Source organism: Agarivorans sp., from assembly GCF_050295395.1.
Classification (GTDB): domain Bacteria; phylum Pseudomonadota; class Gammaproteobacteria; order Enterobacterales; family Celerinatantimonadaceae; genus Agarivorans.
The window spans coordinates 1-2,257 of sequence record NZ_JBNKPP010000221.1; the positions used below are offsets into that span (position 1 = coordinate 1).

The window sequence follows — 2,257 nt, forward strand, 5'->3', positions numbered from 1 at the left end:
TTTTCAATGGTTTATGTGTTTGGTGTGAATTTTAAGATAAATGCCAGTATAAAATTGCACTGGTTTGGTGCTTTTGTGCGGCGGGTTTTAAACGAGTTGGTGCAATAGCGAACAGCGGGCTATTCGCTAGCGCGCAGGGAGTGTTTAGGCTTGCTCAAACATTTTCGCTAGCACATGTCCGGTATGCATCACATGGGTGGAGAGGATCTCACCGGCCTTTTTACCATCGCGTTGCAATAGCGCCTTAATAAGATCTTGATGCTCCTGCATCGATTCTTTCCAGCGGTAGTCTGAATTGATGGCCTGAAAGCGGCCATAGGTGACTAGGTTAAGCAATTGCTGGTGTAGCTGACAGAGTTTTTGATTGCCCGAGGCGCGAATAATGCTGGAGTGAATCTGCTGGTTTTTCTTGAAGTAGTTCTTTTTGTCTTTTTGTTGGAAGTAGTTTTCCATCTGCTGATGAATGATAAACAGTTCTTTGAGTTGCTGATCGGTGGCGCGTTCGGTCATCAGCTCTGCTGCTTTACGCTCAAGGCTACTCATTACTTCAAAGGCATCTAAGTATTCTTGAGCACTAATCTTGGATACCCAAGAGCCGCGGTTGGTTTCAATATGCACCAAACCTTCAACGTGCAGGGCTTTTAGGGCTTCGCGTAAGGGGGTGCGGCTTACCGCTAGTTGCTCGCAGAGTTCAATTTCTTTAATGTGTTCACCTTGTTTTAGTGAACCATCTTTGATCATTTCTCGCACCAGTGCCGCAACTTCAATATGAAGGGGTCGCCGGTTTAATGCGGTTTTTTTACTGCTTGCTACTGCCATGTACTGCTTGCCTGAAACCATATCATCATAAGTATTGGGGCTAAGATTCGCATAATCTGCCCAGTTTTGTAAATATACAGCTGCTGGTGAGGACACTTCTGGGCGCCTTGCTTAATACTCAGACATAAAAAAACCAGCCTTGCGACTGGTTTTTAGCGAGCTTGTTATTGCTTAGTGCAATACGCGAGCACGAATGGTGCCTTCAATCTCTTTCAATTTAGCAATCGCTTGCTCAGACTGAGAGCTCTCTACATCAATCACCACGTAACCAATGCTTTCATTGGTTTGTAGGTACTGAGCGGCAATGTTAATTGACTCTTCAGCAAAGGCGGCGTTGATCTTGGTTAACACACCCGGTTGGTTATGGTGAATGTGTAACAAGCGGCTAGTGCCAACATGCTCAGGTAAGGCTACTTCAGGGAAGTTAACAGCCGACAAGGTAGAGCCATTGTCTGAGTATTTAGCCAACTTAGATGCCACTTCAATACCGATATTTTCTTGAGCTTCTTGAGTTGAGCCGCCAACGTGTGGGCTAAGAATTACATTGTCGTAGCCACGTAGCTGAGACTGAAATTCTTCTTTGTTTGATTTAGGCTCTGTGGGGAATACATCAATGGCCGCACCGGCAATTTTCTTGCTATCTAAGGCTGACACTAAGGCGTCAATGTCTACCACGGTGCCACGTGAAGCGTTGATCAAAATTGAACCAGTTTTCATTGCTGCTAATTGTGCTTCACCAAACATGTATTTGGTTTGTGGGGTTTCTGGCACGTGTAAGCTCACCACATCACTCATAGCCAGTAATTGGTTTAAGTCAGCCACTTGACTAGCGTTACCTAGTGACAGTTTGTTTTCGATGTCGTAGTAGTACACACGCATGCCTAAGGTTTCCGCTAGGATGCTTAGCTGAGTACCAATGTGGCCGTAACCGATGATGCCCAGAGTTTTACCACGAGCTTCATAAGAGTGATCTGCCGATTTAATCCATTCGCCACGGTGCGCTTTGGCATTTTTTTCTGGAATGCCACGAAGTAGTAAAATAATTTCACCTAGCACTAATTCGGCCACACTGCGCGTATTAGAGAAGGGGGCATTAAATACAGGAATACCCTTTTGTTGGGCGGCTTTTAGGTCAACTTGGTTAGTACCAATACAGAAACAACCTATCGCTACTAGCTTATTGGCCGCAGCAAGAACGCGTTCGGTTAGGTTGGTGCGGGAACGAATGCCGATGAAATGCACATCTTTGATTTTTTCAATCAACTCGTCTTCCGCTAGCGAGGTTTTGATCATCTCAACGTTGTCATAACCTGCTGCTTGGAAAGATTCTAGTGAACTAGGGTGTAGACCCTCTAACAACAAAACCTTAATTTTTTCCTTGCCTAACGAATACTTTGCCATGTTTGCTTTCCTAATACCCATGTTACCGCTTGAGCGG

General features: G+C 45.1%; 2 protein-coding genes. Both read right to left on the reverse strand.

The annotated features are described in order from the left end of the window. Nucleotides 1-144: 144 nt before the first annotated feature. Nucleotides 145-915, reverse strand: coding sequence for a GntR family transcriptional regulator (locus ACQY6Q_RS12455; RefSeq protein ID WP_427981853.1), 771 nt, complete (start codon nucleotides 913-915; stop codon nucleotides 145-147). A 75-nt stretch (nucleotides 916-990) separates the two neighbouring features. Next, nucleotides 991-2,220: a phosphoglycerate dehydrogenase gene (gene serA, locus ACQY6Q_RS12460; protein ID WP_427981854.1), complete on the reverse strand. Its 1,230-nt coding sequence runs from the start codon at nucleotides 2,218-2,220 to the stop codon at nucleotides 991-993. Nucleotides 2,221-2,257: the final 37 nt, after the last annotated feature.

Bases quoted from the DNA above. Each gene is read 5' to 3' on its own strand.
- serA (WP_427981854.1), bottom strand. From the start codon at position 2,220: ATGGCAAAGTATTCGTTAGGCAAGGAAAAAATTAAGGTTTTGTTGTTA.